This window comes from Micromonospora sp. NPDC049048, from assembly GCF_043197615.1.
Lineage (GTDB): Bacteria > Actinomycetota > Actinomycetes > Mycobacteriales > Micromonosporaceae > Micromonospora.
In genome coordinates this window covers 1,034,564-1,051,476 of record NZ_JBICTM010000001.1, presented here as the reverse complement: position 1 = coordinate 1,051,476, position 16,913 = coordinate 1,034,564, and the positions used below count along the sequence as shown (strand labels likewise).

Genomic DNA, 16,913 nt, shown 5'->3' with positions numbered 1-16,913 from the left:
CGGCCATCGGTGCGCGCCGGCCTGTGGACAACCGGACCGCCTGTGGACAAGACCCTGATCAAGGTCCCGGTGTGCTAAGGCGTGCGTCGAAGTCCCTGGTCGGCCTGCGACAGGGCCAGCTCGACCGAGGACTTCGGCACACGTCTTAGGGCCGGGTGGCCCTGGGGAGCCGGCACGATCGGCTCGACGATGGTGGTGCCGGCGGCGCTCGCGGCGCCGGCGGCGGGCGGGGCCACGGGTCACGTTCCGGACGGGGTACGGCGGGGTATGGATTCGATCAACCGCACCGCCGACAGCACGACGAACGAGAGGTCAGCGATCATGAAGATGACCAGCACCGCAGCCGCCATCGTCTCCGGCGAGGTGCGGCGATGAGCGCCGTCACCAACCCGGCCACCGTGGCGGAGTGCCTGCGGGTCGGCGCGGGGTTCTCGCAGGGTGACCGGAACTGGATCGCGGAGCAGTTCGGCACGCTCGACTCCCGGCTGGCCGGGTTCCACGCCGACGCCACCGAGCTGGAGGTGTCGGTCAAGGACCGGGAGGCCAGGGGCCAGAAGGTCACCCTGGAGTGCTGGATCGCCGGCCGCCAGAAGATCGTGACCACCTCCACCGAGGAGGACCTGCACGCGGCCCTCAACGACGTCCGCGACGACCTGCGGCGGCGGCTCAACGACGCGAAGACCAGGCAGGAGCCGAGGCACAACAAGCACCTGCGCGACGTGCCCGCGCCGGCCGCCGAGGTCGAGCCCGACACCGACCCGGCCCGCGCCGAGTCCGAGACCGTCTGACGCGTACGCCAGGCTCCGTCCGCCGGGTGCGGGCGGGCGGGGCCGGGCGCACCCGGGGCTACCACCGGGTAGCTTCCCGGCGTACCGTCGCTGGGGTGGAACCGGACGTGCTGGGCCCGCCGTACGAGCGGCAGACGATCGACCTGGGCACCGACGACGAGGGACCGGTGGTCGCCACCCTGGTCCGTCGCCGGGCCGACCGCCCGACCAGGCGGGCCGTGCTCTACACGCACGGCTTCACCGACTACTTCTTCCAGGGCCACCTGGGCGACTTCTTCGCCGAGCGGGGATGGGACTTCTACGCCCTCGACCTGCGCAAGTACGGCCGCAGCCTGCTGCCCCACCAGACGCCGAACTTCTGCCGCGACCTGAGCGACTACTTCCCGGAGCTGGACGCCGCCGCGCGGATCATCCGCGAGGACGACGGGCACGACACGCTGCTCGCGATGGGCCACTCCACCGGCGGGCTGATCCTGCCGCTCTGGGCGCACGCCCGCCGCGACGCCGGGATCCTCGACGGCCTCTTCCTGAACAGCCCATTCTTCGACATCAACGCCCCCTGGCTGGTACGCCGTCCCCTGGCCGCCGCCGTCGGTCGGCTGGGCCGACGCGCGCCGCGCCGGGTCCTGCCGTTCGGGCTCGGCACCGTGTACGGCCAGAGCCTGCACGCGGAACACCGAGGCGAGTGGAACTACGACCTGACCTGGAAGCCGCTCGCCGGGTTCCCCGTCCGGGCCGGTTGGCTGAACGCCATCCGCACCGCCCAGCGGCAGCTCCGCGCCGGCCTGGACATCCAGGTGCCGGTGCTGCTCGCCTGCTCGACGCGCTCGTTCAAGGGCACGAAGTGGCACGACTCGGCGGCCCTCGCCGACGCCGTCCTGGACGTCGAACACATGGTCCGCTGGGCGCCCCGTCTCGGCCGGCACGTCACCCTGGCCCGCTTCGACGGCGGGATGCACGACCTCACCCTCTCCGGCCCCGCCGTACGCGAAAAGGTCTTCCAGGAGGTCGGACGCTGGGCCGACGCGTTCTTCGACGCCGGGCCGACGGTCCGGACCGGGGAGCGGCCGCCGGCGAGCCGGCAGCCGGCGGACGAGGCCGACCCGGCGGAGGCCCGCGCCCACGGCGGCTGAGCGCCGCCCGCCCGCTCTGTTACTGCCGCCGCCTCACCACGGGCCGCCGCCCTCACCACGCGTCGACGGCCTCGCGGGCGGCAGCCGGCCTCGCGGGCGGCAGGGTTCACGGGCAGCCTGGTCCAAGGGCAGTCGGGTTCGCGGGCGGCCGGGCTCACGGCGCGTCGACGGCCTCGCGGATGCGGTCGAAGGTGGCGAGCGGGTGGCCGCCGTCGCGCGCCGGCAGCACCAGGCCCAGGCAGCACAGTCCCGGCTCGCCGTCGCCGCCGGCCTGCACGCCGAAGACCGGCGCGCCGACGTAGCCCGCCGGCAGCTCCGCCATCAGCCGGACGCCGTCGCCCACGCGCGCCACCCGCTCGATCGCCACCTCCAGCGGCCGGGCGCCGCCCGCGCCGACGCCGTGGGCGAGCACGATCGCCGAGCCCGGCTCCGCGCCGATCCGGCCGATCGCGTCCCGGTCGGCCGCGATCGCGTCCGGCACCTGCTGGGTACGCCATTGCCAGCCCTCCCCTGCGGCGTGCTCGTGCAGGCCGGCGGTGGGCATGACGGCGAGGCCCAGATCCTCGTGGTGCCGCCACCCCTCGGCGAGGTCGGGCAGGACGATCGCCTCGGCTGCCACCCCGGCCGGCTCGGTCACGCTCGCCCGCAGCCCGATCTCCCCCGCCCCGGCGTGGGTGAGCGCGTCGGCCGTGAGCAGGTGTTCCCGCCCCCGCCCGGTGAAGAGGAACGCGGTGCCCTCACACCGGTCGCCGTCTCCGGCCCCGTCGTCGGTCCGGCGGAGGGGCAGGATCGCACGGCCGAGGAGCTGACACAGCTCGTAGGCGACGTCGTTCTCGGTGTCCGGGTCCAGCAGCACCATCCGAGGGTACGACCCGCCGCGTCCCCGGCCGCGCCGACGGCAGAACCGGGGTGACCAACACCGGGGACGCGTGCGACCCTGGTCGGCGACGTGGAACGCGGCACCCGTTCCACCGGTCACCCGGTGGCCGGCGGTACCCTTCTCGCGCGACACGCACGCGCGCGCCCGTAGCTCAGCGGATAGAGCAGGGGACTTCTAATCCCAAGGCCGCAGGTTCGAATCCTGCCGGGCGCACCACTCACACCGCAGGTCAGCGGCTTCCCGCTCCCGGTCGAGACGATCACCACGGTCCCTTCCCCGTACAGCCAAGCCTGCCTGCGAGGGCCTACACTGCCCGACAATCAGTGCCGGGGCGGTCCGCCGCGTCGGCTGCGAAAATCGCTGTCCGGTAGTCGAAGCACACTGGTAGACAGCCGGAGTGCAAAAAACTTTGACGTTCTCGGATCATTTGCGGCTGATTGACGAACGGTCGACCGCCTTCCGCGCCGCGGTCGCTGCGGCGCCCAGCCTCGACGTGCCGGTGCCGAGCTGCCCGGAGTGGATGCTGTTCGATCTCGTGCAGCACCTGGGCATGGGCCGCCGCAGGGCGGCCGCCATCGTCGCCGCCGGGCCGGCCGACGCGCCCCCGGAAAAGTCCGCTTGGGACGACGGCACGGGTGCGCCTCAGGAACGCGAGGCTCTCCTGGCCTGGTGGACCGAGTCCGTCGAGCGACTGACGAGCGCGCTGCGTGAGGCCGGCCCGGACCGCGGTTGTTGGACGTTCTGGGGTGACTCGCAGTCACCGGAAACCTCCGGTGCATGGGCTCGACGCCAGGTGCCCGAGATCGCGGTGCACACCTACGATGTCCAACTCATCGTGGGGACCCCGGAGCCGCTACCAGTCGAGGCCGCCCTCGACGGTTTCGACGACTGCCAGTTCACCCTCTGCTCAACGGACGTCGCCTGGCCGCACGAACCCGCCGTCGTCGATTACTACGCCACCGAGGGCCACTCTTGGCGCCTTCGGCTGTCCCGCGACGGCGCATGGGCCGCCCGCCTCGGCGCGCCGGCTGCCAGCGAGGACCCGAACCCGGACATGGTCGACGCCTCCGCCCGGGGCACGGCCAGTGACCTGGTCCTGTTCTTCTACGGCCGCATATCGCTGGATTCGCTGAAGTTCGAAGGTGACCGTCGTATCTTCGATCAGCTCGCAGCCTGGGACCCGTCCGCGTAACACTTTGGATGAAGTCATTAGCCGCAAGGTCGGCGGCATCCCTGAGGAGGGCCGGGGTTCGGGGCAGAGCCCCGAGGTCTTCCGATCGTGTCGTCCCTCAGCGTGGCCGGCCGGCCCGACCGATGCCGGCCGGAGGTCGCCAGCAGGCCGGGGCCGGGCCGGCGCGGCCCGCTTGCGGGCCGCCTTGACTCAATCTCGTGACCGACTCGGCAACTGGCTGCCGACGTCCTCCGCCGATCGGGCGATTACCCCTGCTCGGCATGATGGACATATGCGTTTGCTAGTGCTCGGCGGAACCTGGTTCGTAGGCCATGCAATCGTCACGGCCGCTATCGATGCTGGCTGGGAGGTCACCACGTTCAACCGGGGCACCTCCGACCCCTTCCTAGAGGCTGTACGGCCAATCCGGGGTGATCGGACCCGTCCGGAGGACGTCGCCGCCCTCGCCGCCGCCGGCCCCTGGGACGCCGTGGTCGACACCTCGGGATACGTGCCGAGGAACACCCTCGACGTGGCCCGCGCGCTCGCTCCCGTCGCCGGTCGCTACGTCTTCATGTCGACGGTCAGTGTCTACCGAGACTGGCCATCAAAGCCGCTGAGCGAACGCTCCGAGGTGCTCTACTGCCCGCCGGACGCCGGCCCGGACTACGGCACCAACACCGAGGACGGACCGACGCAGTACGGCTACCAGAAGTCCGGCTGCGAGGCAGCAGCCGCCGCCGCGTTCGGCGCTGACCGGACCACGATCCTGCGCCCCGGTGTCGTGCTCGGCCCGCGTGAGTACGTCGGCCGCCTGCCGTGGTGGCTGCGCCGGGTGGCTGCCGGCGGCGACGTCCTGGCCCCCGGCTCCCCCGACCGCACCATCCAGCCGGTCGACGTACGCGACCTGGCCGCGTTCGCGCTACACACCATCGCGGAAGGCGCCTCCGGTGCGTTCAACGTCTGCGCCCCGGTGGGCGGCGCCACCTTCGGCGGACTACTGGCGGACTGCGCCCACGCAACCCGGGGCGATGCTTCCTTCGACTGGGTGCCCGATGAGGTGTTGCTCAGCCATGGCGTCCGGCAGTGGTCCGAGTTGCCCCTCTGGCGCACCTTCGACGGCGTGTGGCGCGTCGACACGGCCAAGGCTCAGGCTGCCGGCCTCCGCTGTCGGCCGCTCTCCCTGACCGTCCGCGACACCTGGCGGTGGATGGTGGAGAACGGCGAAATCAGCAACCACGACCGCGCCGCCGAGATCGGCATCAGCCCGGAGAGGGAAGCGCAGGTGTTGGCCGCCTGGCGGCAGTCAGGCGAGCGGGCGCGCTGACGTTTGCGACAGCCAGACCGAGATGCGCTCTGCGAGCTGGCGCGCGTCCGCATCGCGGTCCCACGGCGACTGGCTCAGCATGCGCTCAATCCGCGACAGTCGTCACCGACATCCTCGTCACCGACCGCGCGATGCTCGACCACGCCGCCACCGGCACCCAATGGCACCACTGATCCCGCTCGGCGACCGCCGGCACCTCCCCGGAGGCCGCCCGCTCGTGCGCGTTGCGCCAGAGATTCGACACTCGCATCGACGACGCCGCTGGGACCCTACGCCTAGCTGGTCAGCGGAGGGTCGCGATCTGCCGTGGTGGACTCCGGAGCTGTCGAGAACGTCAGAGTCTCGATCCGGCCGTAGAACTTTGGAGTTGTTCTCTCGTACAGGTTCCCGCTGTCCGGAAAGAGCGCTGCGAACCCTTCCTTGACCGAGCGGAGGTAGCCGGTCGAAAGCACCGCGGTGTTGTTTGCGCGGGCACGGACAAGCCGCTGCTGAGCTTCCTCGGTGGGAATGTAGGTGAAGACAGTGTCGGTGGGGTTCAAATCAGGGCCGCGCACCAGTCCCGTGACGTTGATGCGCTTGTAGTCTCGCTCGCGATTGTCGACCAGCGCCAGGTCGCGCACAGATATTCGATACAGAGCCCCGGGACATTCCTCACCGTCTTTGGGCACGAGGCCCAGGCTCGCGATCGTGCCCTCGAAGACGTCGCCGCTCTCGCCCCGCCAGACACGTTCGGGCTGATCCTTGGGGTCGGAGCCGGTGTTCCAACTTCGCGCCCAACCGCTGAGGAAGCCCACTGATGGGCCACAAGCTTCAGGCAGCGTCGGGAGAGTCTTCAGCATCGAGTCTCGACTGACCATGGATCCATAGACAAATACCACCAATTCCGCGTTACCTTCGAAGTTGTCCCAACCGAGCCAGTCTTTTGGCGCTTCGCCCTCTACTGCGTCGATCCACTGGGGCTGCCCCGCCAGGACCTCGTCACCCAGGTAGCGCTTGACGCTGACGAAACTCTCACCTGAGTCCAAGACCACGCCCGACACGATGGCGATGATTTCGAGATTCTCTTTGCTCACATCGTGACCGTCAATATCGAAGACGCCGTCGACGACAGATGCTGTGGCAGTGCGCCGGCGGGAGAAGGGAACCCGCACCGAGCACGGAAATCCTGACGCGCTGTACGGTATGCGCGACTCTTCAGCCAACTCGCCGCCGTACCGAACTCTCAATGGGCGGTTTACGATCGATCTCGGGTTGGTGCCCGTCAGGGCGATGCGCGCGTAGACGCGCACGCACAGATCCCCCAACTCGGAACTCGTGCCCGGGTAGAACCGGATCGTCAGCAGCGCACCATAGACGGGGTCGTCCTCCAATGAGGCCTTCTTACGCCACTTGATGGGATCATGGCGAAGGAGCTTGAAGACGAACGAGCCAAGCAGGAGAAGCGGCAGCAGCACTCCGAGAACCGTAATGACACCCGCGACGAGGTAATATGCTGCCGGCTGGCCGTCCTCGCGCAGCAACTCCCCCAATCCCCACAAGGCCTCGAACGTCAGCCGCAATCCGCGCGAATACTCCCACCTGGGCCGGTGCAGCATGGAGAGCGCCACCGCACCAAGCATCGCCGACGCGACCGACAGCGTCACGTACGATCCGACGATGACGAACAGCGAGGCTTTTCCGAGCCGCAGGGAGAGGGGCGTTCCCAGCCTGGGATGATAGGTCCGCCCGGTGACTCTTCGCGCCAACCGCGTCAGCGTGGGACTCGACACCGCCACACGATCCCCCCTGCAATCAAGTCGCTCCGGGACACTGGGCAGAACCAGCGCCGGCGTCTCGAAGGCTGACCCAACGGCGGCCTTCGCTGTTTCGACGGCCGAGCCTCCAGTCAATTCCGCGGTAGCTCCAGAAGCGGTACCGCCAACGCGCTCCATACAACCGTGACCACGGCCTACACCTTTGCAGCTGAGCAAGTAACCGTCAACCAAGGCAGCTTGGGGCGGGTATAAGTCAATTTGTCGTCTGACAAGAAGGGGCAAACTGCGATTCACGAGCGACGGTGTGAGGCAGCGTCGCGATCTGGTGGATGAGTCAATTACGCGACTGCCGAACGACCTGGTGTCTGCTTCCGCCAGCCGGATGACTCGCAGGCGCACGTCGAACGGCCCGCCGTTGAAGGTGAAGATCTGCTCGAGATACCGGATCCAGGCTGCGGAGAATCCGACCGGCCCGCCGCCGACGACGCGACGGCGGTCTACTGCCGCTTCCCGGCGCGGACCGATCAACAGTAAAGAGTGCTCCGGTGCCCACGACGCGAGGCGGCCGGGGCGCCCAGAGGCGAGGATCAGCGGAGTCGGACGTCGAGGGTCGGGAAGTCGTACCAGGCCAGTTCGAAGGACATGCCGGTCTCCGCGGCCACCGGGAAGACGGCCCAGCTATCCACCCGCTGGCCCGGGGCGATGCTGAAGGACTCGCCGGGCCGGGTCGTGGTGCACCAGGTGGACTCGGGACGCACGCTCCGGCCGTCCGACAGGACGATCTCCGAGGAGGTCCGGTCGACCTCGGCGGTCGGGCAGCTCACCGGCCACGGCACCGACGTGCCGTTGCGGTACGCGAGGTTCAGCCGCAGCCTGCCGTCGGTGCTCTCCGCGCTGACCAGGGTGACGGTCAGGCCCGACTGGCTGTACATCAACTGATCGAGCCGGTACGTCCGGCCCGCGGGCTGCTCCTTCGTCGGCGACGGGCCGGTCTCCGCGGAGCCCGTCGAAGGGCCGCCGGTAGCGCCCGTGGTGGCGGCGTCCCCGCCCGAGGAGGTGGAGTCGGATGCGCCCCGGTCGGCCAGGTACCAGCCACCGAGGGTGCCGACGACGGCGAGACACGCCGTCGCCACGACGACGGCAAGCAGGCCCACGTACCTCTTCTGCACGGTTGCTCCCGGCTCGGTGCGGCGGCGATGGCGTGAAGGTAGCACCGCCGGCCAAGGTCGGCTGTGCGGTGCCCGCGTCGCCGGGTGACCGGGCAGGCGCCCGGTGCCTTATGCTGCGCCGGTTGTCACGGGGACGGGGAGGACCACATGCGACGGTGGTGGGGCGTCACGGCTTCGGCGGCGCTGGTCGCGGCGGCGGTGAGCGGTTGCGGCACGCCGGCCGGCACGGACGGGGACCTGACCGACGATTGGCGGCCGGTGGCCGAGGCCCGCCAGTTCGTGCCGCAGGCCGGCGAGTGCCACGTCATCGCCGAGCCGACCGCCTACCTGACCAGCCACCAGCCGGTGGACTGCGCCAAGGCGCACCTGGTCGAGACGTTCCACGTCGGCACGTTCACCGGCGACCTGGCCGCCCGCCCGATCCCGCCCCGCGTCGGGTCGGCGGCGATGCGGTCCGCGTTCGCCGAATGCGACGCCAAGGCCAAGGAGTTCGTCGGCGGCGAGTGGCGCGACGCCCGGCTGTCGGTGCAGGTGGCACCCACGTCGCCGGCGGGCTGGACGGGCGGCAGCCGGTGGTACCGGTGCGACCTCTTCGAGCTCGACCCGGTGAGCGGCGCCAACGGCGACAACGACTTGGCCGTCAACCGGGCGGGCAGCCTGCGTGGCGTGCTGAAGGCGGCCACCCCGCTGCGGTACGGCTGCGCCGAGGAGGACGAGTGGTCGAACCTGCTGGCGGTCCCGTGCACCAAGGTGCACCGCTTCGAGTACGTGGGCGTCTGGACCGCGCCCGACGTCTCCTACGAGGACGCAACCAAAGACGAGAAGGCCGTCCACGCGAAGTGCCGGCCGGTCATCGCCCGCTACGCGAAGGTGCCGGTCGACGGGATGCTCCGCTACCGCACGGGCAGCACGTACCGGTTCCCGTCGGAGCAGGCGTGGGCACGCGGCGACCGGGGTGTGCGCTGCTGGTACTGGTCCAGCGGCAAGAAGCTGACCCGGTCGATCGCGGGCGGCGGGACGAAGGCTCTGCCGATCGGCTGACGACCAGGTCGGTGCCGATCAGCCCGCACAGGATCTCCGGTGGACGGGCGTCGGCAGGGCAACGCGGCCAGGTCACCGCCCCGGCGGCAGGTCGGATCCGCACCGGTCAGGCTGACCGACCGACGACACGGCACGCACCGAGGGTGATCGCGGGCGGATGCTCGTGCTATTCTCCGGCGTCGATCCCCCGTTTTGGCCCGGATCGGGTCGTTGTCGCAGAAGGACGCCTCTTTTCCCGATGCCGGCCGTTACCGCCCCGACCACGTCGCCGACCACGCTGGACACTCCGGCCGGTGGCGCGTTCACCCTCATCTTCGCCCGCCTGCCGGCGCTGCTGCGACTGGCCTGCGGCCTGATCGGCGCGGTCGTCGCCCTGTCGGTGCGTACCGCGCCCGTCGAGCCGGCGCTGCTGGTCCCGGCCGTCGCGGCCCTGACCGCCTGGTCAATCTGGTACGCGTTCCGCGCGCTGCGACACGGCATCGGCCGTCCGATGGTGCTCGGCGACGTGGCGCTGACCGCCGCCGCGTGCCTGGCGATGCCGGTGCTGGTGGCCCCGGAGGTGCTGCCCGGCGAGGTGAGCTGGATCGCGGTGCTCGCCAGCACCACGGTCCTCAACGCGCAGGCCAACGCCCCGGTCCGCTGGTCGTTACCGGCGGGACTGCTGGTGACAGCGGCCTACGCGGCCGGCGCGCACGCCGCCGGTCAGCCCGACGAGGCCACCGCGCACGCGGCGACGCTGCTGGTGCAGACGGCCTGCGGTGCGGTGATCACCGCCATCATGCGGCGGCGGATCGGTCGGGCCGACGACGCCTTCGTCGCGCACCAGCGGCTCACCCGCGAGTCGCTGGTCGCCCGGACCGCGCGGGACGCGGAGCGGCGGCAGAACCGGGATCTGCACGACACGGTGCTGGCCACCCTGACGATGATCGGGCTGGGCGCGGTCGCCGGCCCGTCCGCCGCGCTGCGCGAACGGTGCGCCGCCGACCTGCGTACCCTCACCGCGCTGGCCGACGCGCGGTCCGCCCCCGAGGAGGGGCCGGTGCCCTTGGACGAGCGGCTGCGGGCGGTGCTCGCCCGGCTGCCCGAACTGCCGGTCACCGTCGAGCTGGCGACGTGCGTCGTGCCGGCGCCGGTCGCGGAGGCGCTCGCCGAGAGCACGTACGCCGCGCTGTCCAACGTGGTCCGGCACGCGCCGGGCGCGTCCGCCACGCTGCGGCTGGCCCGGGTCGCCGACACCGTCGTGGTGGAGCTGGTCGACGACGGTCCGGGTTTCGACCCGGCCGCCGTCCCCGCGCACCGGTACGGACTACGCGAGTCGGTACGCGGCCGGATGTCCACGGTGGGCGGGCGCGCGGAGATCGACTCGCGCCCCGGCGCCGGTACCCGGATCCGGTTGGAGTGGCCCGGTGTCGACTGAGACGACGGCGCCACCCGCCACGGCGGTGCCGGCAGCGCGTACGCCGGAGACGGGCCGGCCCTCGGCGGACCCGGCGGCGGCCGTGGCCGACGCCTCCGACCGCGGCGCCCGCATCGTCGCCGTGGTCATCGCGCTGGCCTGGCACGCGGCGATCGCGCTGCCCGCGGCGCTGGCGGCCCGGGCCGAGTTCGCCGCGCCGGAGGTGGTTCTCGCCGGCTGGCTGCTCGTGGCGGCGGTCGGGGCGCTGGCCGGCTACCGGCTGCTGCGCGGCGCGCCCCTGCCCGCCTGGCCGCTGGCCGCGCTGCTGCTCGTGGTCGACGCGGTGGTGTTCGCGGCGGCCGGTGAGCGGCAGCTCTTCGCCGCCGCGAACTGGGTGTGGGGCACCCTCGGCTGGTTCTTCGTCATGGTGCTCTGGGGGCGGCGGACGTCCGGGCTGATCGCGACGCTGGGCGTGCACGCGCTGATCGCGCTGGCCGGGGTGCTCGGCCACGGCGCGACCGCCCCCGCCGACCTGGCCCGGTACGCCATGTCCGTCTACGCCACGTCGACCCTTCAGGTGGCGGTCTTCGTGGGCGGCACGGCGATCGCGAGGCTGGCCCGGCAGCGGGCCGGCGCGGCGGCGGCAGCGCACGCGGCGGAAGCCGAGCGGGACGCCGCCGAACGGGCCCGGCAGGAGCGTCGCGCCCGCCTGACGCTGGTCAGCGGTGCCGCCGAGCAGGTGCTCGCGGAGCTGGCCGACGGTCGGGCCGACCCGGCCGACCCGGCCGTGCAGCGGCGGGCCGTGCTGGCCGCCGCCCGGCTGCGCCGGCTCATCGCCGAGTCCGACGACGTGCCCGACCCGCTGCTGCACGAGCTGCGGGCCGCCGCCGACCTGGCGGAACGCAACGGGCTGCCGATCGACCTGGTGACGATCGGCGACCCGCCGCCGCTGCCGGTGCAGGTACGCCGCCGGTTGGCCGACCCGCTCACCGCGCTGTTGGCCGACGCCCGCGGCTGGGCCCGGATGACCGTGGTCGCCCGGGCCGACGAGGTGGTGGTCAGCCTGGTCACGCCCGACCGGGCCGGTCCCGACACCGCCGGGCCGCCAGGCGACGACGGGCGGGTGGAGTACCTCTACGAGCGGGACGGGGAGATCAGATGGGCGCAGACCCGGTGGCGGGCGTGACCGGCGGCCGACCCGTGGGCGTGGCGATCGTCGACGACCACCCGGTCGTCATCGAGGGGGTCCGCGTCTGGCTGGCCGCCGAGCCCCGGCTGCGGGTGCTGGCGACCGGCGACGACCCCGACGCGGTGCTGCGGGCCGCCCCCGACGCCGACGTGGTCCTGCTCGACCTGCGGCTGCACGGGCGGATGGCGCTGGACAAGCTCGCCGAGCTGAGTACGGCCGGCCGGCGGGTGGTGGTCTACTCGGAGCACACCGACCCGCCGACGATGCTCGCCGCCCTGGACGCCGGGGCGGTCGCGTTCCTGGCCAAGCACGAGGGGCGGGAGCACTGCGTGGCCACCGTGCTGGCCGCCGCCAGCGACCGCCCGTACGTGCCGCCGGCGCTCGCGGGTGCCATCGCGGGTGACCCCCGCCCGGACCGACCCGCCCTGTCCGACAAGGAACGCGAGGCGCTGCTGCTGTGGTTCCAGTCGATGTCGAAGGCGTCGGTGGCCCGCCGGATGCGGATCAGCGAGCACACCGTCAAGCAGTACGTCGACCGGGCGCGCATCAAATACACCCGAGCGGGGCGTCCGGCCGCCACGAAGGCGGCATTGCTCGCCCGGGCGATCGAGGACGGCCTAGTCCGGCCGGAGGAGATCGGCATCTACCGGTCACAGGCTTCCTACGACCGGCCGACCCCCTAACGGGCGTCATGACAGCCGGTCGTGGGTCGGCAACGCTCGTGGTGAGATGGCGTCGGCACCGGAGGTCATGACGATGCACGATGACGCGGCCCCCTTCTTCATCGCCCCGCACCGCTTCGACGCGGACGACGACGTGGCCCCGGCGCTCGACCGGCGGCACGAGTTGATCGTCGAGGGCGGCGAGCGGGTGCTCGCCCGGCACCGGCTGCACGCGTCGGGGCACCTGCTCGGTCCGACCGAGGCGCGGCGGCGGTGGACGCTGCCCGAGCCGGTGGCGGTCACCGTCACCGACCGGCGGATCGCGTACGTCGGCGGCGCGCCCCAGCTCGCCCTGGTCGACGGGGCCGGCGGCGCGCGGCACCGCCGGGGTGTCCGGCTGCCGGGCCTGGTCAGCGGCCAGATCCGCTGGCAGTGGCCGTCCCGGCTGGAGCTGCTGACGGCGGGATCCGGGGAGCACGCCCACCTGCTGGTGGTGTGCGACGCGCTGCGCACCATCCAGCAGCCGGCCCTCGGCCTCACCGGTCCCGCCGAGGAGGTCGTCGCGCTGGCCCGGCGGGTGCGCCGGGCGGTGGCCGCGTTCCGGCTGACCCACCCCGAGCTGGTGGACCTGTCACCGCCGGAGCGGGACGTGCTGGCGCTGCGGGCCGGGGCCGGGCCGGGTGCCGGCGAGAGCCGGATCACCCTGCCCGGGTCGCTGCCGGTCGAGTTCCACTCCCGGGACGACTACTACCGGGGGCACTCCGACCGGGATTGGCGCGGGCCGGCGGCCGGCGCGGCGTCCGGGCACCGGTGAGGCCGCTGGCGGTCGAAGTGGTGCCCCGGCCGCCGGCGCCAGACGGCAGGCCGTGATGAGGCCGCCGGTGGTCGAGGGGCGGCCCTGACCGCGCCTGGCGGACGGCAGACTGCCGGTGGTCGAGGGGCGGAGGCCGCCGGATCAGGCGTCCGGGTCCACCGCGGCGGCCCGGCGGCGGACCTCCAGATCGACGGCCTCCTCCAGGGTCGGCGCGGTGCCGCCGAGGTGCCTGGGGAGCCACCAGGTGTCGTCGGGGCCGGCGGGCGCGTCCGGGTACTCCCGCTGGGCCCGGTCCACCAGTGCGCTCAGGCGCGTCTTCAGGTCGGCGGTCATGGCGTTGGCGTCCGGGTAGTCGGCCGGGGCCATCGGCTCGCCGATGAGGATGGTGATCGGGATGTGCCGGCGGTTGAGGGTACGCGGACGGCCCTTGGTCCAGAGCCGCTGCGTGCCCCAGATCGCCACCGGCAGCACCGGCACCCCGGCCTCGGACGCCATCCGGGTGGTGCCGCTCTTCAGTTCCTTGACCGTGAACGACCGGCTGATCGTGGCCTCGGGGAAGACGCCGACCACCTCGCCGCGCTTGAGGGCGCTGACCGCCGTCGCGTACGACCCCGCGCCGGCCCGCCGGTCCACGGGGATGTGCCGCATGCCGCGCATCAGCGGGCCGGACACCTTGTGTGTGAAGACGGACTTCTTGGCCATGAACCGCACCAGCCGCTTCGCCCCGTGCGCGCCCAGGCCGCAGAAGATGAAGTCGAGGTAGCTGACGTGGTTGCTGGCCAGAACCGCCCCGCCCGTACGCGGCACGTGGTGGGCACCCTCGATCGTGATCTTCAGGTCGAGGACCCGGAACATCGTCTTGGCAGCGGCGATCACGGGCGGGTACACGAGTTCCGGCATGGCGCGAACTTACCCTGCCCACCTGGGAGTCACGCCATGGCGGCCCCGTGTCCACCTGCCCTTCGACACAACGGCCGGGCGGCGACGGGCGGCGCCGATCGGACCGCGCGGCACGCCGGGACGCCGGCTGGTCCGCCGGTGCCGGCCCTGGCGGAGGCCGGCACCGGCGTGGCTCAGTCGCCGAGCCGGTGCAGGTCGAGGCGGCCCCGGGCGAACGCGTCCACGCGCCCCCACCGCCCCGGGATGTCCAGCACCTCGATCCGGCCCATGCCGATCGGCAACCGGGGCTCCACCGCGAGGTGCCCCTCGTGCGGTTCCAGGCCGAGCATCGTCCGCAGCAGCAGCAACGGTGTGCCGGTCGACCAGGCCTGCGGGCTGCACGCCGTCGGGTACTCCACCGGGAACTTGGTCAGCTCACGGGGGTAGCCCCCGAACGCCTCCCGCAGCCGGCCCTCGAAGTAGGTGGCCGCGTCGAGGATGCCGTTGGCGATGACGGCCGCCTCCTCGGCGAAGCCGTACCGGCGCAGGCCCCAGGCGATGAACGAGTTGTCGAACGGCCAGATCGTGCCGTTGTGGTAGCCGATCGGGTTGTAGCGCACCTCGCCCTCGGCCAGCGTGCGTACCCCCCAGCCGGTGAAGAGCCGGGGCCCGACCAGGTGCTCGGCGATCCTCTCGGCCCGGTCGTCGTCGACGATGCCGCTCCAGAGCAGGTGGCCGATGTTGGAGCTCAACACGTCGCACTGGCGGCCGTCCGGGTCCAGGGCCAGGGCGTAGTACTCGCCGTCGGACACCCAGAAGTCCCGGTTGAACCGCTCCTTGAGGGCCGCCGCCTCCCGCTCCAACCGGTCGGCGAACTCCGGGTCGGCCCAGAACTCGCGGGCCAGCCGGGCGGCCCGCAGCTTCGCGTCGTACGCGTACCCCTGCACCTCGCAGGTCGCCCGGGGAAACGGCGGCAGCTTGCCGTCGCGGTAGGAGATGGAGTCCCAGGAGTCCTTCCAGCACTGGTTCTCCAGGCCGGTGTCGGTGTTGCGCCGCTCGTACCAGATGTAGCCGGTGCCGACCAGGTCGGCGTAGTCGTCGATCCACCGCAGCGCGGCCCGGCACTCCCGCTCCAGCTCCCTGACCAGCTCGACGTCGCCGCTCCACCTCTCGTACTCGTCGAGCAGCACCAGGAACAGCGGCGTCGCGTCCACCGACCCGTAGTAGGGCGAGTGCGGCTGTTCCTCGAAGGCGGCGGTCTCGCCGTAGCGCATCTCGTGCAGGATGCGGCCCGGGTCCTCGTCCCGGAAGTCGTCGAAGCGGGTGCCCTGCATCGCGGCCAGGATCCGCAGCGTGGTCTTCGACAGCTCGGGCGTGAACGGCAGCGTCTGCAGGCAGGTCAGGATGCTGTCCCGGCCGAACATGGTCATGAACCAGGGCAGGCCGGCGGCCGGCAACGTCGCCCCACCGAGGGAGAGCGGCGAGAAGCGCAGCGCCGCCAGGTCGACCAGGCTGCGTCGGTACGTCGCGGCCACCCGGTCGTGCTGGCTGTTGACCTTGGGGGCCTTCTTGATCCACTCCTCCAGGTCGTGCTGGAGGGCCTGCCGCTCCGCGCCGTGCGCCCCCACGCCGATCCGCAGGTCCCGGCCACCCGCGCCGAGCGCGAGGGTCTCGACCTTGATCTCGGTCTCCCACTGCTCGTTCGGTTCCAGGTGGATCGAGTACGCGAAGCCCTTGCGGTCGTAGCGCGGCGCCTGGGACGAGGAGATCAGCGTCTCCCGGGTGTAGTTGCCCCGCCGGTAGCCCAGCCGCAGCCGGTCGGGCTCGACCTCCGTGTAGATCTCGCCCTTCTTGTTGAGGATCTCGTCCTTGACCTGGAACAGGTCGGCGAAGTCGGACGCGGCGTCCATCCTGATCTCCAGGTCGACCGGCTTCTCGTCGTGGTTGAGGATGGTGAGCGTCTCGCGGAAGCTGCCCCCCACCGCCCGCTCCCGGATGATCGACAACTTGGCGTCGATGTAGTGCGTCGCCAACCCCGGCACCAGGAAGAACCTTGCCTCGTAGTACTGGAGGTCGTCGTACGAAAGCGGGTTGAGCCGCTCCCCGTTGACCGTCAGCACCCAGGTGGACAGGAACCGGGTGTCGAGTGCGAAGAACCCGGTCGGCTCGCTCGGCGTCGCCTCGATGTCGCCGGTGTCCTCCGACACCACGAAGGTGCTGCCGTCCAGGATCCGGATCGTGTTGCTCTGCCCCATCACTGCACCTCCCGCTCTGCCCGCATGCGCCGGTAGGGGCTGTGCGGGCCACGGGCGTCCGGGTGGCTGGGGAAGAGCCGCTCCACCTGGAGCAGCAACCGGAGGTCCCCCGTCACCGTGACGTCCCCGCGCAGCATCGCCGCCACCCCGCCCTCGCGGCCTGCGGCGATGTCCTCGAAGAGCGCGGGGCTGACGCCGACAACCGTGTCGGCCTCCCGGTCGTCCTGGCTCACCCGCACCCGGCCCCGGTCGATGCGCAACAGCCAGTGCGTCGTCTGGGCCCCCTCGTGCAGGTCCAGGCGCAGGCTTCCGGAGGACTTCGCCAGCAGGGGCTCGTACTCCCGCCGGTCGAGGTCCTCGAGGAACCTCGTCGTCGCGTCCGCCATCGGGTCTTCTCCTCCCCCGTCGGGCAATGTCCCTGGCACGGGGTCCCCGTCCGGTGCCGGGCCAACCTC

16 protein-coding genes and 1 tRNA gene are annotated in these 16,913 nt (G+C 72.0%); 11 read left to right on the top strand and 6 right to left on the bottom strand.

Annotated elements, in window-relative coordinates:
• The first annotated feature begins 81 nt into the window (after window positions 1-81).
• The 3 genes from ACGFIG_RS04955 (at window position 82) to ACGFIG_RS04945 (ending at window position 1,921) form a co-directional block, all read left to right on the top strand.
• A complete protein-coding gene (locus ACGFIG_RS04955; protein ID WP_392999220.1) occupies window positions 82-375 on the top strand; it encodes a hypothetical protein in 294 nt (97 codons plus the stop codon).
• Entirely contained in the window at window positions 372-788 is a 417-nt protein-coding gene (locus tag ACGFIG_RS04950) for an HPF/RaiA family ribosome-associated protein (protein WP_392999218.1), read from the top strand. Before ACGFIG_RS04955 ends, ACGFIG_RS04950 begins: the two co-directional genes overlap by 4 nt.
• A gap of 95 nt (window positions 789-883) precedes the next feature.
• A complete protein-coding gene (locus ACGFIG_RS04945) occupies window positions 884-1,921 on the top strand; it encodes an alpha/beta hydrolase (protein ID WP_392999216.1) in 1,038 nt (345 codons plus the stop codon).
• Window positions 1,922-2,075: 154 nt separating this feature from the next.
• On the opposite strand, the gene ACGFIG_RS04940 is transcribed toward ACGFIG_RS04945, so the two are convergent.
• On the bottom strand, window positions 2,076-2,777 hold the full coding sequence (locus ACGFIG_RS04940; protein ID WP_392999214.1) for a hypothetical protein: 702 nt from the start codon (window positions 2,775-2,777) through the stop codon (window positions 2,076-2,078).
• 164 nt (window positions 2,778-2,941) lie between these two features.
• On the opposite strand from ACGFIG_RS04940, the gene ACGFIG_RS04935 reads away from it, so the two are divergent.
• From ACGFIG_RS04935 to ACGFIG_RS04925, 3 genes are all read left to right on the top strand, one after another.
• Window positions 2,942-3,017 (top strand) — tRNA-Arg (locus ACGFIG_RS04935).
• Window positions 3,018-3,210: 193 nt separating this feature from the next.
• On the top strand, window positions 3,211-3,993 hold the full coding sequence (locus ACGFIG_RS04930) for a maleylpyruvate isomerase N-terminal domain-containing protein (RefSeq protein ID WP_392999212.1): 783 nt from the start codon (window positions 3,211-3,213) through the stop codon (window positions 3,991-3,993).
• 271 nt (window positions 3,994-4,264) lie between these two features.
• The gene (locus ACGFIG_RS04925; protein WP_392999211.1) at window positions 4,265-5,299 is read left to right on the top strand and encodes an NAD-dependent epimerase/dehydratase family protein; all 1,035 of its coding nucleotides are present in this window, start codon (window positions 4,265-4,267) and stop codon (window positions 5,297-5,299) included.
• A 275-nt stretch (window positions 5,300-5,574) separates the two neighbouring features.
• On the opposite strand, the gene ACGFIG_RS04920 is transcribed toward ACGFIG_RS04925, so the two are convergent.
• Both ACGFIG_RS04920 and ACGFIG_RS04915 read right to left on the bottom strand, forming a co-directional pair.
• On the bottom strand, window positions 5,575-7,068 hold the full coding sequence (locus ACGFIG_RS04920) for a gamma-glutamylcyclotransferase family protein (protein ID WP_392999209.1): 1,494 nt from the start codon (window positions 7,066-7,068) through the stop codon (window positions 5,575-5,577).
• A 572-nt stretch (window positions 7,069-7,640) separates the two neighbouring features.
• Complete coding sequence (locus ACGFIG_RS04915; RefSeq protein ID WP_392999207.1) at window positions 7,641-8,222, bottom strand: hypothetical protein; 582 nt, start codon at window positions 8,220-8,222, stop codon at window positions 7,641-7,643.
• Window positions 8,223-8,369: 147 nt separating this feature from the next.
• On the opposite strand from ACGFIG_RS04915, the gene ACGFIG_RS04910 reads away from it, so the two are divergent.
• The 5 genes from ACGFIG_RS04910 (at window position 8,370) to ACGFIG_RS04890 (ending at window position 13,324) form a co-directional block, all read left to right on the top strand.
• On the top strand, window positions 8,370-9,263 hold the full coding sequence (locus ACGFIG_RS04910) for a septum formation family protein (protein WP_392999205.1): 894 nt from the start codon (window positions 8,370-8,372) through the stop codon (window positions 9,261-9,263).
• A 238-nt stretch (window positions 9,264-9,501) separates the two neighbouring features.
• Window positions 9,502-10,680 (top strand): sensor histidine kinase, encoded by a 1,179-nt coding sequence (locus ACGFIG_RS04905; protein WP_392999203.1) that lies wholly within the window; start codon window positions 9,502-9,504, stop codon window positions 10,678-10,680.
• A 25-nt stretch (window positions 10,681-10,705) separates the two neighbouring features.
• Window positions 10,706-11,845, top strand: a complete 1,140-nt coding sequence (locus ACGFIG_RS04900; RefSeq protein WP_392999460.1) for a hypothetical protein — start codon at window positions 10,706-10,708, stop codon at window positions 11,843-11,845.
• On the top strand, window positions 11,818-12,531 hold the full coding sequence (locus ACGFIG_RS04895) for a response regulator (RefSeq protein ID WP_392999201.1): 714 nt from the start codon (window positions 11,818-11,820) through the stop codon (window positions 12,529-12,531). The genes ACGFIG_RS04900 and ACGFIG_RS04895 overlap by 28 nt, the downstream gene beginning before the upstream one ends.
• Before the next feature lie 73 nt (window positions 12,532-12,604).
• Window positions 12,605-13,324, top strand: a complete 720-nt coding sequence (locus tag ACGFIG_RS04890) for a hypothetical protein (protein WP_392999199.1) — start codon at window positions 12,605-12,607, stop codon at window positions 13,322-13,324.
• 141 nt (window positions 13,325-13,465) lie between these two features.
• Here the strand turns inward: ACGFIG_RS04890 and ACGFIG_RS04885 are convergent, their stop codons facing one another.
• From ACGFIG_RS04885 to ACGFIG_RS04875, 3 genes are all read right to left on the bottom strand, one after another.
• Window positions 13,466-14,224, bottom strand: coding sequence for a lysophospholipid acyltransferase family protein (locus ACGFIG_RS04885; protein ID WP_392999197.1), 759 nt, complete (start codon window positions 14,222-14,224; stop codon window positions 13,466-13,468).
• A 173-nt stretch (window positions 14,225-14,397) separates the two neighbouring features.
• Entirely contained in the window at window positions 14,398-16,458 is a 2,061-nt protein-coding gene (locus ACGFIG_RS04880; RefSeq protein ID WP_392999195.1) for a glycogen debranching N-terminal domain-containing protein, read from the bottom strand.
• The gene (locus ACGFIG_RS04875; protein ID WP_392999193.1) at window positions 16,458-16,844 is read right to left on the bottom strand and encodes an SCP2 sterol-binding domain-containing protein; all 387 of its coding nucleotides are present in this window, start codon (window positions 16,842-16,844) and stop codon (window positions 16,458-16,460) included. The genes ACGFIG_RS04880 and ACGFIG_RS04875 overlap by 1 nt, the downstream gene beginning before the upstream one ends.
• Window positions 16,845-16,913: the final 69 nt, after the last annotated feature.